The organism is Allosphingosinicella sp. (assembly GCF_036387615.1).
Classification (GTDB): domain Bacteria; phylum Pseudomonadota; class Alphaproteobacteria; order Sphingomonadales; family Sphingomonadaceae; genus Allosphingosinicella.
Genome location: NZ_DASVTH010000022.1, coordinates 1 through 13,560, shown reverse-complemented (window position 1 = coordinate 13,560; position 13,560 = coordinate 1). Strand labels below are relative to the sequence as shown.

The window sequence follows — 13,560 nt, the reverse complement described above, 5'->3', positions numbered from 1 at the left end:
GAGAGGAGGGCGGCACAGCACCGCCCTCCCAGTGTGTCTTGGTTATTGCGGCATCGTCACGCTGCCCACCGCAACGCTGGAGCTCGCATTCTGCGAGGCGCCGACGCCGGTGTTGAAGTTGACGGAGATGACGCCGTTGGCGTTCGCGAACGCATTGGCGCCGACGTTGATCGAGCCGTCATGCATCGGAGCCGAGCCATCGGCCGTCGCATAATTGACGCTCACCCCGCTGACATGGCTGGACAGAACGGAATTAGCCACAGTCGCTCCGCTGCCGAAGACGTTGTCGCTATTGCCCTGGCTGCTGCTGTCATTGTCGCGGGCATCGCCGTTATTGTCGTTGCCTTCGCTGACGAAGCTGTTGTCGATGCTCGTGCCGCCGTTGGTCGCCGAGTTGCGGCCGCTGGCATTGTCACGATTGTTGCCAACATTGTCGTTGTCACGGCTCGTCAGGGAATTGTCCGTGACGGAGCTGTTGTTGTTGGCCGAGTTATCGCCCGATGCATCGCCATTGTTGTTGTCGCGATTGTCGCCGTTACGGTCGTTTTCCGCACTGACGAACGAGTTATCGCTATTGTCCTGACCGCTGTTGTCGGTCGTGGTCGAGCCGTTGTTGGCCGCATGATTGCCGTTGGCGTCGCCGTTATTGTTGTTGCGATTGTCGCCGTTGCGATCGTTCTCGGCGCTTACGAACGAATTGTCTTCGCTCGTTCCGCCATTGTTGGCAGCATTCCGACCATCGGCCGAGCTGTTGTTGTTGTTGTCAGCGCCGCGGCCCTGGCTGTTGTCCTGGCCGCTATTGTCCGTGACGGTGCCGCCATTGTTCGCGGCGTTGCGACCATCGGCCGTGCTGTTGTTGTTGGAGTCGTCGCCATTCTCCTGGGTGGACGTCCCGCCATTGTTGGAGGCGTTGTTGCCGCCGGCCGTGCTGTTGTCCTGGTTGGACGTGCCGCCGTTGTTGGAGGCGTTGTTGCCGCCGGCCGTGCTGTTGTCTTGGTTGGACGTGCCGCCGTTGTTGGAGGCGTTGTTGCCGTCCGCCGTGCTGTTGTTGTTGGCGTCGTCGCCATTTTCCTGGTTGGACGTGCCGCCATTGTTTGAGGCGTTGTTGCCACCGGCGGTGCTGTTGTTGTTGGAGTCGTCGCCATTCTCCTGCGTCGAGGTCCCGCCATTGTTGGAGGCGTTGTTGCCCGAGGCGTCACTATTGTCCTGGGTGGAGGTGCCGCCGAAGTTCGACGAATTGTCGCCGCTCGACGACAGGTCGTTGGCATCGTCGCCATTCTCCTGGGTCGAAATTCCGCCGTTGTTGGAGGCGTTGTTGCCAGAAGCATCGCTGTTGTTGTTGGCGTCGTCACCATTCTCTTCGGTGCTGTTGTCCATATTGGACGTGCCGCCATTGTTGGACGCGTTCTCTCCGCCGGCCGTGCTGTTGTTGTTGGAGTCGTCGCCATTCTCCATGGTCGACGTGCCGCCATTGTTGGAGGCGTTCTCTCCGCCGGCCGTGCTGTTGTTGTTGGCGTCGTTGCCATTCTCGTTGCTGTTGGTGCTGCCGTTGGTCGCAGAACCAGCGCCGGTTGCGTTGTTGGTCACCGTGGACTGGCCCGAAGCCGAGCCATTGCTGCCGTCGGCGGTGTTGCCGTTGCCGTCATTCTCGTCACTGCCATTTTCTTCGTTGGCGTTGACGATATTTCCGTTGCCTGACGCCGCGCTGTCGCCGGCCGTGGCATCGCCGTTGCCGTCATTCTCGTCGTCGCCATTCTCTTCGTTGGCGTTGACGGTGTTGTTGACGCCGGAAGCAGCGCTGTCTCCGGCCTCAACGTTGCCGTTGCCGTCGTTCTCGTCGTCGCCATTCTCTTCGTTGGCGGTCACCACGCCGTTGCCCGTCGCCGAGCTGTCGCCCGCAACGGAGTCATTGCTGTTGGTGCTGCCGTTGTTGGCCGACTGGTCACCGCTCGCATCGCTCTCGGACGTACCGCTGCCCGAGTTCGAGCCGTTGCTGCCATCGGCGGTGTTGCCGTCATTGCTAAGGTCGACGGCAATGCCGTTGCCGCTGGCCGCGGTGTCGCCCGCAGCCGCATCGCCATCGTCGCCATTGTCCGACGTCGCGGTCGAACCGTTGTTGGCCGAACCCTGACCTTCGGAGGTGCTGGTCGACGTCGACAGGCCTGAAGCGGACCCATTGCTGCCGTCTGCGGTAGCCCCGTTGCCGTCATTTTCGTCGTCGCCGTTCTCGTCGTTCGAGTTCGTGCTGCCGTTGGTGGCCGAACCAGCGCCGGTTGCATCGTTCGTCACAACTGCGGCGCCCGAGCCCGAGCCGTTGCTGCCGTCGGCAGTGTTGCCGTCAGCACCGTCGTCGGAAACCGCCGTCGAGCCGTTGACGGCAGAGCCTTCGCCGGTGGCGTTGTTGGTCACCGCGCCGTCGCCCGAAGCCGAGCCGTTGCTGCCATCTGCGGTGTTGCCGTCGCTGCTCGAGTCGATAACGCTGCCTTCGCCGCTGGCGGCGTTCTCGCCCGCGTCGTTGCTGTTGTCGCTATTGGCCTGGTCCATCGCATTCTGGCCAGCCGCCTGGATCGAATCGCCGCCTTCGCCGCCGATGCCGCCTACGCCACCATCGCCGCTGCCACCGCCGACCGCGACTCCGCTGTCACCGCCTGCGCCCGCAGTGCCGCCAGCCGCAGCCCCGCTGTCGCCGCCGTCACCGCTGGTGCTGGTGGCGATCCCGCTCGCGCCGCCAGCCCCGCCGGCCGCGCCGCCCAGGATGCCGCCGGCGGAGCCGCCAGCGCCGCTCGTCGCCGCGCCGCTCTCCGCGCCGAGGCCGCCATCGCCGCCGTCGCCAATCTCGCCGGCGCCGCCGAGAGCGATCCCGCCCGCACCGCCGTCTGCCGTTTCGGTCGTGGCAGCGCCGCCGAGGCCGCCGCTATCGCCATCACCGCCGGCGCCGCCGGTCGCAGTGTTGGACCCACCATCGCCGCCGTCGCCGCCGTCAGCGTCGCCGCCGTCACCACCCGTTCCAAGGCCGCCCGCACCGCCGGTGCCGCCTGGGCCGCTTGTCGCCGTGCCGCTGTTGCCGCCAGTCGAGTCGCCGCTGGTTCCGCCGGCGCCCCCAGCACCGGTGGTCGTCGCGCCATTCGCGCCGCCGTCACCGGCACCGCCCGAGGTCACGGCTCCGTTCGAGCCGCCCGTGCCGCCTGCGCCGCCGATGGCAGCGCCGCCGGCTCCGCTGGCGCCGCCTGCGCCGCCATTGCCGCCATTGCCGCCGTTCGCAGCGTCGCCGCCGACGGTGACTTGCGCGGAAGCGCCGCTGGTCAGCAGCACGGCCAGCGCAGTGGTCGCGAGTAAGTGACTGGTTTTCATGTTATTTAACCTCCCTGATCGGTTTTATCCGACGTTAATCGTGGCTCTTAACGGGTGAGTTAGACCCGAAACCGTCCCCGGCTATACCCGGTAAGGAAGCGTTCACCAATTCCCCGGAGTCGGTGCGACCTACCCCCCCATTCAGGGGTGTGTTTCAAAAAAAGACCGGTCGTCAAAAAGGTTAACGAGCAATGCTCAGGCGTTCGAACGATGGGTCGTGCGGGGGAGGGCCGAGGCGTCCGCGGCGGCCCGCTTATTCCACGACTTGCAGCGGAACTTCGCCCTTGGTGCGCACCAGGCTGCACAGCATCAGGCGGACAAGGTCGGCCTGACGCTTGGTTTCCGTCTTCATGAAGATCATCTTCAGGTAGGAGCGGGCGGTCTGCTCCTTGATCTTCATAGTGCTCGCCGCTTGCTGCAGCGACGCCCCCGCCGTGATCAGGCAAACCAGCCGGGTCTCGACAGGGGACAGGCCGTAGAGTTTGCAGACCGGCTGAAGCTGATCGTCGAAATCGCGATTGGGATCGAGCATGAAGATCATCAGCGCGGCGTCTTCCGGCCCGACTGCAGGCTCGGCGGCGGGGAAGATGCACAGCAGAAGCGATCGCTCCGACCGCTCCGGCCGCAGCGCGAGAATCGGCGCGCGCCGCTGGTGGCCGCGCCCGGTGGCGAGTACCGCATTGCCGGCGAGTGCGTGATTCACGGCCACCTGCAGCTTGACGGCGTCGTTGAGGTCGGTCGGGATCAGGACCTCGCCGGCCAGGCGGACATGATCGCCATCGTTCAGGACGGCATCGGCGGCGCGGTTCACGAACATGACCTTGCCCGCCTTGTTCAAGAGCAGTATCCCCATGTCGACCATGTCCAGCGCGGAGCGCATGCCAACGGCGCCGCCGGCCTGGACGCGGCTGCGCTGCCACAGGCGGAAATAGCCTTCCACCAGCGGGCTGAGCTGCTTGACCATGTTCTCGACCAGTTCGCGGTCGCTGGTGCTGGGATTGCGGAACAACAGGCTCAATGTCACCCGGCTACGCCCACGACGGCTGCCGATCGGAACCCGCAGCACCTGCCAGGCGCGCTGGTTGACCAGGCAGGCGATCCAGTCGCTGGCCTCAACCCCGGTCCGGGCGCCACGACGGCCGCCCCCCGCGCCGTCGGCAAGCTGCCCGACCGTCGCCCAGTCCTCGTCCGACAATTGCAGCTTGCCCGCGCGCCCGATCTCGATGGACCCGGAATTGGCATCAACATGAAGCGTAAGGAGCGCGCCGGCCGCGCGAAGGGCAGAGAGCAGGCTATCGAGCAAACGCTGTATCTCTTCGTCCGCGCTCACGCACACGCGCGGACCGGCCGGATCGATCGCCGTCCAATGCGGCCACAGGCCTTCGGTCGGCGCCTCGTCCCTTACCATGCGTTTTTCTCTTTTTGCCCTGCCAGCAGCTTACCAGCGAGCGTGGGAGGCTTCAAGTCGCGCCCTCGGCCGGCAATGATCAGGTCGTCCCGGCCGTGCGTCTCTGGTTGGCAGCGGCTTGACGCGAGTGGGTCTGGGAGGCGCTTTGTCTGTTCCTGTTGTCTGTTCCTGTGAAGAAGGATCCGGGGAACCTCTCCCGTACACCGCGGATTATCGCGTTGACCGTAGACGAGCGGTGGGCAATGCAGTGACAAGCTGTTGCTCTTTGCACTGGACGGTGGCAGATAGCGTCTGGATGCCCGGCAACCTCAAATGGGGGTGTCTCGGCTGTAAGAATCCGGTTAATGGACGATCAACAAAGGGAGTTGTTGGGCATGAAGAAGTTCGAAAAGGTCGCCGCCCCGGCGAAGAGCTGGGTGAAGCCGGAGATGAAGCGCCTCAACGCAGGTGCCGCCGAGAACGGGACTCGCACTCGCGGCGATAGCGGCACCGGTCCGGGCACGGCTCTGTCCTGATCAACTGATAAAATCAAAAAGCGGTGCCGCGTTGCGGTGCCGCTTTTGCTTGTCTGCGATCCTGAGTGTCGGCGCTCGAGGATCGGAAGGGCACGTTCTTTGGGAGCGAGCCCGCTCGAGCACCAAGCGAAGTGGTGCCATGAATGACCGCCATCTGCGGTTTCATCTCGTATGACCGGAGCCGCGATCCGCTCGCGCCTTGCCAGCGCATGTTGGACGCGCAGAGCCTTTACGGACCTCACTCTTCCTCGTGCCGCGCCAGCGACGTCACGGCCTTCGGACGCGCGCTATACCGCCTGCTTCCACAGGATGACCATGATCGCCAGCCGCTGGTAGGCGGCGGCGGCCGATATCTGCTTGCGGCCGACCTCCGCCTCGACAATCGCGAAGCCCTCCTGGCGAGCCTCGGTGAGCCGGCCAGCCGCATCTCCACGTTGAGCGACTCGGCGCTGCTTCTCGCCTGTTACGAGCGGTGGGGGCCCAAGCTGGTCGACCATATCGCCGGCGACTTCGCCTTCGCGCTGTGGGACTCAGCCGAGCACGAATTGCTCCTCGCCCGCGATCCGCTAGGGCAGCGTCCGCTCTACTTCAGCCGGACAAAAGATCATTTCGCCTTCGCTTCGATGCCGAGCGGTATCCTGGCGCTCGACAGTGCAAAGCCGGCCCCCGACTCCGAGCGCTTCGCCGACTTTCTCAGCGATCTTCGTCCCTCTCTGGATCGGAGCTTCTTCGATGGCATCGGCAGCGTCGAGCCTGGCCATCTGCTCAGCTTCTCGAATGGGGCCATTCGGTCCGACCGCTACTGGAACCCGAGCCTTGGCGGTCTCAAGCTCCGATCGTTCGGCGACTATGTCGAAGCTTATCGCGAGCAAGTGGATCAGGCGGTGCGTTCCTGTCTGCGGGGAGCGGACGGCGCCGTCGCTTCCCACCTCAGTTCGGGCTATGACAGCAGCGCCGTCACGACCACGGCGGCGCGGATCCTAGGCGGCAGCGGCGGACAGGTGACTGCCTACACCTCCGCACCCCGACTTGGCTTTGACGGGCTCCCGGCGCGCGGCCGCATCGCCGACGAAAGCGGCGTGGCGGCGATCACGGCCTCCTGCCACGCGAACATCGAGCATGTGATCATGCGTCCTGACAATGTGTCACCGGTCGCAGCGATGCAGGACATGACCCCGTACGCGCAGCAGCCGCTCGGCAATATCAAGAATGCCGGCTGGTGGACGGCCATCAACCGCGATGTTTCGCAGCGCGGGATATCTGTGCTCTTGACCGGCGAGAACGGAAACATGTCGATCAGCGCAGGCGGCGTGAACGAACTTGCCGATCTGGTGCGCGAAGGTAAATGGCTGACCTGGCTGCGCGAAGCGAAGGGCTTCAAGCGGAACGAGAACGTCCGCTGGAGGGGCCTGCTGGCGGCCTCCTGGGGTGCCTGGGTGCCGCAGCCGCTCTGGGATCTGGTCGTAAAGCTCACTTTGGACGAAGACACGCGTCTCGGCACGCCGTTCCTGCTGACGGCGCCGCTGAAGGAACGGGTCGCCGCCAGATCCGCTGACGAGTTTTGGAGCTCGAAGCCCGCTGCGGACAGTCGTGCCGTAAGGCTGATGCTCTTGCGGCGCCAAAGCCACGGGGGCAGCCGCAAGTCCGCCCTGGCACGCTGGGGCATCGACGAGCGCGATCCCACTAGTGATCGCCGCCTGCTTGAGTTCTGCCTGTCATTGCCGACCGAGATGCTGATCAAGGACGGAGTACGCCGACCGCTCGCCCGCGCCGTGCTCGCCGACCGGCTGCCGCCCCAAGTGCTTTACCCTTCGCGCCGAGGTTATCAGTCGGCGGACTGGTATGAGCATATCACCAGGGAGGAATGCAAGGCGGTGTTCGAAAGCGTCGTCGACTGTGCCCCTGCAAGATCCATCATAGACATGGACCTGCTCGGCAGGCTGATCGACGAATGGCCGACCTCGGACTGGCACAGGCCCGCGGTGTTCTGCGACTATGCGGTCGTGCTGAACGCTCTTTCGTCAGCTTATTTCATCAAGCTGATGGATCGCGGCTTCGCTGCCTCCGGGCCGGTTTGCCCGGATTGATCGCACCTCAGCTCTCGGCCTCGCCTACGCCTGAGCCCTCAGCCGCCACATCCTGGAAGTAGGGCTCGACCGGACCCGACAGCTTGATCGTCACGGGCTGGCCGTGCCGGTCCAGGCTCTTGCCGGCGGCAACGCGGATCCATCCCTCGCTGACGCAATATTCCTCGACGTTGGTCTTCTCCTGCCCCTTGAAGCGAATGCCGATTCCGCGGCGGAGCAGATCGACGTCGAAGTGTGGGCTGCGCGGATTGAGCGACAGGCGGTCGGGAGGAGTGTCGGACATCGCCGTCCCTTTGGCGCACCCGCGTGGCCGCTTCAACCGTCATTGATCGCAGGAGGCGAAGCAATGCCGGCCGATCTCACCAGCCGTTGAAGCGCGGCCAGTGGTCCACCGCGGCGCCGCCCTCCAGCACATGGTAGCCGCCGAACTGCGCCGCCGTCGCGCAGGCATGGTTGGGCAGGATCCGCAGCAGGCTGCCGACGGGCAGGTCGGGGAGGCCAGCCGCCGAGCCCGGGCGGACAGACAGGATGCCGTGCTCCTGATTGGCGCTCGCCATGATGAGGTCGGGATAAGGTCGCCCGTCCGCTTCGCAAACAACTCCATAGCCCTGGTCGACGACTTGACTCGCGGTGCCGCGATCACGCGACATCGCCATCCAGCCGGCATCCACCAGGATCCACCCCTTGTCGCGCTGATGGCCGATCACCGTCGCGAGCACGGACAGGGCGATATCCTCCAAACGGCAGACGCCCAGCCCAGCCATGACAAGATCCATGAAGGGGTATACGCCGGCGCGGACCTCCGTCACGCCGGCAAGACCGGCGGGGTAAAGTGCAGTCGGCGTGGAGCCAACGCTTACGACCGGAGCAGCGAAACCGTTTCCGCGCAGAATGGACGCCGCCGAGAGTACGGCATCACGCTCCCGAGCGGCGGCAGCGCGTATCTCTTCTCCCGAACGCGCAGCGTAGGAGCCACCCGCGTGCGTCATGACCCCACGCAGCTCGGCGCCGCCGGCGCGGAGCGCCTCGGCGATCGCGAGGAGGAGCGCCGAATCGTCAAGCCGTACGCCCGCCCGGTGGCCGTCACTGTCAATCTCGATTAGCACCGGGATCGGATCGCCGGATGCTTGAGCGGACCTGGCCACCGCCCGCGCCGATTCGATGTTGTCCAGGATCACCGACAGGTCGACGCCGCGCCCTCGCAGCTCCCACACCCGCCCGAGCTTCGCTGGCGCGATCCCCACGGCGTAGAGGATATCGCGAAATCCGGCTCCCGCGAATTGCTCGGCTTCGAGCAAAGTCGAAACGGTGATCGGCGCGTCCGTGCCGCCTAGCATCCGCAGCGCGGCCGGTACGCTCTTCACCGTCTTCAGGTGCGGCCGCAGCACGGCTCCGCCCGCCCGAACGAGCGATTCACGCATCCGTGCGGAGTTTGCGTCAAAGGCGGCAAGGTCGACCAGCAGAGCGGGGGTGTGGAGACCGCCGATCGCGTCCGTGCGCTCAGTCTCCGCCAAAAACCAACCTTTCGTTCCGACGTCGCCCCGGACTTGATCCGGGGCAGGGCTTCCCTTGTTCTCTCGGCAGCACGCACTGACCCGGTGATGCGAGCCCAGGCCCGGATCAAGTCCGGGCCGGCGATCGTGGTCCCAGGATCCGGATCAGCGCAGCTTGGCGATCTTGATGCCGTCGGCCTTGGCCCGATCCTGCACCGACTCCTCGCTGCGGGTCAGCGCCTTGGCGATCGCCTTGACGCCCATGCCTTTGGCCGCAAGCGTCTTGAGCTTGGCCAGTTCCTCGCTCTTCCAGGGCTGGCGGTGGCGCGTGAAGTTTTCCGCCATCAATCCTTCGCCACCGTGCCCTTGGTCGAGGGGTTGGCAGCGATCGTCTTCTTGACCTCCTTCTTGGGCTTGCGGGCCTCTTTGTTGCTCTTCGCTTGTCCCTTGGCCATCGTCTCTCTCCTTCAGCCTTTGGCGGATGCGATATAGGCATCCACCTGTTGCTCCAACACGTCGAGCGGCAGCGCCCCGTTGCTCAGCACCGCCTCGTGGAACGCGCGGATGTCGAACCGGCTGCCCAGCGCCGCTTCCGCCTTGCGCCGAAGCTCAACGATTTTGAGCTGGCCGATCTTGTAGCTGGTCGCCTGGCCCGGCCAGTTCATGTAGCGCTCCACCTCCTTGACGATGTCGCGCTCGCTGAGCAGCGAATTGTCCTGGAAATACTTGATCGCCTGCTCGCGCGTCCATCTCTTGTGGTGCAGGCCCGTGTCGGTCACGAGCCGCACCGCCCGCCACAACTCCAGGCTCAGATGCCCGAACTCGGAATAGGGGTCCTGGTAGAAGCCCATCTCGCGAGCCAGCCGCTCGGAATAGAGCCCCCAACCTTCGGCATAGGCGCCATAGCCGCCGAACAGGCGGAATTTCGGCATGGCGCCCAACTCCTGCTGCCGAGCGATCTGGAAATGGTGCCCCGGCGCGCCCTCATGATAGCTGATACCCTCGATCTGCGGCTTCAGCACCTGAGTCATGTCGGCCAGGTTCACGTAATAGATGCCGGGCCGGGACCCGTCGGGCGTCGGCCGGTTGTAGAAGGCGACCGGCGCGGTGCCTTCGCGAAACTTCTCGACCGCGCGCACCTCGAGCGCCGCTTTCGGCAGCACCGAGAAGTAAGCCGGCGCTTTCGCCATCACCTGCGCGATGAATGCGTTCGCATCCTTCAGATATTGCTGCCGGCCCGCCTCCGTGTTCGGATATTTGAACTGCGGGCTCGTCTTGATGTGCCCGAAGAATTGCTGGAGCGTGCCGGTGAATCCGACGCGCCGCTTGATTGCTTCCATCTCACCCTGGATGCGGGCAACCTCGTCCAGCCCGGTCTGGTGGATCTGATCGGCGCTGAGATCGGTCGTCGTATAGAGCCGCAGGCGGTTCGCATAATATTCCGAACCGCGCGGCAGGCTCCAGGCGCCCTGATTGCCCCGCGCACTGCGCCCCACCTCGTCGATGGCAGCGAACAAAGTGTTGTAGCCGCGCCGGAACGGCCCCGTGAGTGCGGTCCGCGCGTCCGCGATCAGTCGTTGCTTGACCTCGGCCGGCGCGGAGAGTGCGTTCACCTTCTTGGTGAAGTCGGCCAGCAACGTGCTGTCGGCCCCGCTGTCGAATGGCGCCCCGGCCAGCACCTTGCGCGCATCCTCGCGAACCGGCGCGAAGTTGAACGCCGGCGGCACGATCCCCTGCCGCGCCTGATCGCGCATCTCGGCCGAAACCTCGCCCATCACCCGCTCGACGGCGCGCAGGCGTGAGATGTACGCCTCGGCGTCGCCTACCGTGTCGACTCGGTGCTGGTTGATCAGGAAGACGGGGATGCCGCCAGCCGGGCTGCCGTTTGTGGAGACCGGGAAGCCGTGGTTGCGCCATTCGAAGTTTCGGCGGCCGTTCAGCACATTCTGCTCGAACAAGCGGTAGCTGAGCTGGCCGGCCGGGCTCAGCCGCTTGTAGTCGAACTCCGACTTCATCCTGGCGAGCTGGCGCTCCGAAAACTCGCGCTGCCAGATATTCGCCCGGTCGGTATAGTCGTCGAGTTCGTTGTAGCGCTCCTTGCGGCCGAGCGCCGTCAACTGCTCCGGGCTGCGCGCCGCCGCCTCGTCGAAGGCGCGGTCGAGAAAGGCGAGCAGCCTTGCGTCCTCCTTCGAGGGATCGGCCTGGCTGCTCATGTCGGCGTCGGACGCGCTTGCCGCTTGCGCTTGAACCTGTGGAGGCGCGGGACGGTCCAACGCGGTCACGTCGCTCGTCGTGGGAGCGCAGGATGCAAGCAGGGCGCTGGTCAGCAACAGCGTCACGAGGGGCAGGGCGGTGTTCACGGGCGGCTGGCTCCTTGGCGGCGGTTAGCCCGTTTGTAGCGCGGCCGCCCGTGCGTGGCTAACGGAACAAAGATCTTGCGCCCCCGCATGGACCGCCTAGTCTTGCCCCTGGGGAAGGGGATTCATGAGCAAGTTCGAACGGATCGCGCCTGCGTTTGCGGGCGAGCGGCAGACCTGCGCGTCGGTGCTGATGGTTGAGCCGACGCGTTTCGGCTTCAACTCGGAGACGGCGGCGACCAACCGATTCTCCTCGGCCTCGGCCGCTGGAGCCGACACGGCCGCTCGCGCCCGCCGCGAGTTTCATGGTCTCGCCGAATGTCTCGAACGTGCCGGAGTGGCGGTGCACTTGCTGCCCGACCCGGCTGCCTGCCCGAGCCCGGACGCGGTGTTCCCCAACAATTGGGTCTCCTTCCACTCGGACGGCATGCTCGTCACCTATCCGATGGCCGCCCCGAATCGGCGGACCGAGCGCCGCCTCGACGCGCTTGACGCGATGCTGGTCGACCGCGGCTTCGAAATGTCCCACCACGTCGACCTTACCGCGCACGAAGGAGAGGGCCGCTTTCTCGAAGGCACGGGCAGCCTGGTCCTCGACCGCCCGCGCCGCCGTGCCTATGCCTGCCTCAGCCAACGCACCGATCTGTCGGTGATCGCCCGCTTCGACGCTCTGACCGGCTACTCGACGCTTACCTTCGCGGCCACCGGCGCCGATGGCTTTCCGCTCTACCATACCAATGTGATGATGAGCCTCGGCGCGCGGTTCGCCGTCGTCTGCGTCGAAAGCATCGCCCCACACCAGCGCCGTCTCCTGCTCGACGATCTGGAGGCGGGCGGCCGCGTGGTGATCGAGATCACGCGCGGGCAGATGATGAGCTTTGCCGGCAACATCCTCGAACTGGAGGACCAGCACGGACGGCCGCTCGTCGCGATGTCGCTTGGCGCGCTGGCGAGCCTTCGCCCCGATCAGCGCCGGGCGCTTGAGACCCTGTCGGGCGAGCTGGTGGCGAGCCCGATCCCGACGATCGAGGCGGTCGGCGGGGGCGGTGTGCGGTGCATGCTTGCAGAACTTCATCTGCCCAGATCGTAGGCTGAACCGTCCGGGCTGTTCCGTAGCGGGACGCCTCGGACGAGCCGCTTGCGTCGATGGTGAAGCGCCGGTTAACCGGTCGCCATGCACCCCACCCGCCGCGCCATCGTCCTGCGTCACACCCAATCCGAGGCCCTTCGCGGCGACCACCTGCAGAGCGCTAAGGAGTTCCTCGTCGGCTGGGCGGCGGGCCTGATCTTCTTCTGGACGATGCTGAGCTGAGGGCTCAATCGCAGGCGAGGTGAAGCTTTTGCGCGATCCAGGCCGCTCCAATGCTCGCCACCGCCACCATCAGCAAGGTGCCCTCGACCGAAACCCCGGCTAAAACGAGTCCGGTCAGCAGAATTGCCGACAGCACCATCGCGCCTGAATTGACGATGTTGTTGGCTGCCACCGTGCGGGCGGTCTCGGATTTGGGCACCGTTGTCGTCAGGAAGGCATAAAGCGGGACCACGAACATGCCCCCGGCAACCGCGACGCCGAACAGGGCGAGCAGGACGAGCTCGGCCTGACCGATCACGATGAAGCTCTTCCAGTCGAGCAGCGGCCCGGATTGAACCGGCCAATCGAGCGCGTTCCAGTAGAGCAGCAGCACGAACAGCCCCATCGCGATCGCGGAAGCCGGCGAGTATTTTGCGAGGACCCGACCGGCCAGCAGCCGGTTGATCAGCACCGATCCGACAGCCACTCCAATCGAGAAAACCGCAAGGAAGAGCGTCGCAACCTGTTCGTTGGCGTGAAACACGTTCTTGACCAAAGGCGGGAACTGCGCCGCCAGGATCGCGCCCATCGCCCAGAAGAAGCTGATCGCCAGGATCGCCAGGAACAGCCGCGGGATGTGCAGCGTCGCGTTCACCAGCCGGATCGAGGCGCGGATGATGTGCCAGTCCATCTTGAGCGGCGGCGCGTCCGCCTCGGGCGGGGCAGGGGGCACCGTCCCGCCGACCACGCGCCCGATCAACGCGACCACCAGCACGCCGGCCGCCGCCCACTCGCCATGCTCGCGCCCGAGCAGGCCGCCCGCGATCGTGCCGAGCAGGATCGCGCCATAGGTACCCGCTTCGACGAGACCGGTCCCGCCGAGCACTTCGTCACTCTTCAAGTGCTGCGGCAGGACCGCATATTTGATTGGCCCGAAGAAGCTCGAATGCACGCCCATCGCGAACAGGGCAGTCATCAGCAGCGGGATATTGTGGAGGATGAGCCCCGCCGCGCCGCCGATCATGATGAAGATCTCGGCCGTCTTCACGAACCGGATG

11 protein-coding genes are annotated in these 13,560 nt (G+C 65.4%); 4 read left to right on the top strand and 7 right to left on the bottom strand.

Features of this window, described 5'->3' with window-relative positions:
• Nucleotides 1-42 precede the first annotated feature (42 nt).
• Together VF631_RS03185 and VF631_RS03180 are read right to left on the bottom strand one after the other, a co-directional pair.
• A complete protein-coding gene (locus VF631_RS03185; protein ID WP_431848823.1) occupies nt 43-3,351 on the bottom strand; it encodes a beta strand repeat-containing protein in 3,309 nt (1,102 codons plus the stop codon).
• Between the two features lie 253 nt (nt 3,352-3,604).
• Entirely contained in the window at nt 3,605-4,759 is a 1,155-nt protein-coding gene (locus VF631_RS03180) for a helix-turn-helix transcriptional regulator (protein WP_431848822.1), read from the bottom strand.
• A gap of 374 nt (nt 4,760-5,133) precedes the next feature.
• On the opposite strand from VF631_RS03180, the gene VF631_RS03175 reads away from it, so the two are divergent.
• A complete protein-coding gene (locus VF631_RS03175; protein ID WP_431848821.1) occupies nt 5,134-5,274 on the top strand; it encodes a hypothetical protein in 141 nt (46 codons plus the stop codon).
• A 143-nt stretch (nt 5,275-5,417) separates the two neighbouring features.
• Entirely contained in the window at nt 5,418-7,361 is a 1,944-nt protein-coding gene (locus tag VF631_RS03170; RefSeq protein WP_431848820.1) for an asparagine synthetase B family protein, read from the top strand.
• Between the two features lie 7 nt (nt 7,362-7,368).
• On the opposite strand, the gene VF631_RS03165 is transcribed toward VF631_RS03170, so the two are convergent.
• The 4 genes from VF631_RS03165 to VF631_RS03150 form a co-directional block, all read right to left on the bottom strand.
• On the bottom strand, nt 7,369-7,644 hold the full coding sequence (locus VF631_RS03165; RefSeq protein ID WP_431848819.1) for a DUF3297 family protein: 276 nt from the start codon (nt 7,642-7,644) through the stop codon (nt 7,369-7,371).
• Nucleotides 7,645-7,720: 76 nt separating this feature from the next.
• The gene (locus tag VF631_RS03160; protein WP_431848818.1) at nt 7,721-8,875 is read right to left on the bottom strand and encodes an alanine racemase; all 1,155 of its coding nucleotides are present in this window, start codon (nt 8,873-8,875) and stop codon (nt 7,721-7,723) included.
• 144 nt (nt 8,876-9,019) lie between these two features.
• The gene (locus VF631_RS03155) at nt 9,020-9,199 is read right to left on the bottom strand and encodes a hypothetical protein (RefSeq protein ID WP_431848817.1); all 180 of its coding nucleotides are present in this window, start codon (nt 9,197-9,199) and stop codon (nt 9,020-9,022) included.
• A gap of 122 nt (nt 9,200-9,321) precedes the next feature.
• A complete protein-coding gene (locus VF631_RS03150) occupies nt 9,322-11,214 on the bottom strand; it encodes a DUF885 domain-containing protein (protein WP_431848816.1) in 1,893 nt (630 codons plus the stop codon).
• Between the two features lie 124 nt (nt 11,215-11,338).
• On the opposite strand from VF631_RS03150, the gene ctlX reads away from it, so the two are divergent.
• Both ctlX and VF631_RS03140 read left to right on the top strand, forming a co-directional pair.
• On the top strand, nt 11,339-12,301 hold the full coding sequence (gene ctlX / locus VF631_RS03145) for a citrulline utilization hydrolase CtlX (RefSeq protein ID WP_431848815.1): 963 nt from the start codon (nt 11,339-11,341) through the stop codon (nt 12,299-12,301).
• 84 nt (nt 12,302-12,385) lie between these two features.
• Nucleotides 12,386-12,523: a hypothetical protein gene (locus VF631_RS03140; protein WP_431848814.1), complete on the top strand. Its 138-nt coding sequence runs from the start codon at nt 12,386-12,388 to the stop codon at nt 12,521-12,523.
• Between the two features lie 4 nt (nt 12,524-12,527).
• Here VF631_RS03140 and VF631_RS03135 read toward each other — a convergent pair.
• On the bottom strand, nt 12,528-13,560 hold a 1,033-nt coding region (locus tag VF631_RS03135; RefSeq protein WP_431848813.1), incomplete at its 5' end, for an MFS transporter.

Excerpts from the sequence above, each read along its gene's own strand:
- VF631_RS03175 (WP_431848821.1), top strand. The coding sequence starts at position 5,134 with ATGAAGAAGTTCGAAAAGGTCGCCGCCCCGGCGAAGAGCTGGGTGAAG.
- VF631_RS03170 (WP_431848820.1), top strand. The coding sequence starts at position 5,418 with ATGACCGCCATCTGCGGTTTCATCTCGTATGACCGGAGCCGCGATCCG.
- VF631_RS03140 (WP_431848814.1), top strand. The coding sequence starts at position 12,386 with ATGCACCCCACCCGCCGCGCCATCGTCCTGCGTCACACCCAATCCGAG.
- VF631_RS03185 (WP_431848823.1), bottom strand. The coding sequence starts at position 3,351 with ATGAAAACCAGTCACTTACTCGCGACCACTGCGCTGGCCGTGCTGCTG.
- VF631_RS03155 (WP_431848817.1), bottom strand. The coding sequence starts at position 9,199 with ATGGCGGAAAACTTCACGCGCCACCGCCAGCCCTGGAAGAGCGAGGAA.
- VF631_RS03165 (WP_431848819.1), bottom strand. The coding sequence starts at position 7,644 with ATGTCCGACACTCCTCCCGACCGCCTGTCGCTCAATCCGCGCAGCCCA.
- VF631_RS03180 (WP_431848822.1), bottom strand. The coding sequence starts at position 4,759 with ATGGTAAGGGACGAGGCGCCGACCGAAGGCCTGTGGCCGCATTGGACG.
- ctlX (WP_431848815.1), top strand. The coding sequence starts at position 11,339 with ATGAGCAAGTTCGAACGGATCGCGCCTGCGTTTGCGGGCGAGCGGCAG.